Genomic DNA, 207 nt, shown 5'->3' on the forward strand with positions numbered 1-207 from the left:
ACCGGGTGGACAGCGACACCGTCACCTTCGTCGGACCGTGCTTCGCCCCGCCCACGGACGCGGACCGCTGGACGCGGCCCGCGGACGCCGAGCACGTCCTCCTGGTGTCGCTGGGCTCGGCGTACACCGACCGGCCGGAGTTCTACCGTGCATGTCTGCGGGCCTTCGGGGATCTGCCGGGCTGGCACGTCGTCCTCCAGATCGGGC

At 72.5% G+C, this 207-nt stretch carries 1 pseudogene; it reads left to right on the forward strand.

Annotation, left to right across the window (positions count from 1 at the left end):
- Window positions 1-207, forward strand: a pseudogene (locus GTW43_RS20095) (glycosyl transferase); the annotation flags it as partial.

It is taken from the genome of Streptomyces sp. SID5785, from assembly GCF_009870065.1.
GTDB lineage: Bacteria > Actinomycetota > Actinomycetes > Streptomycetales > Streptomycetaceae > Streptomyces.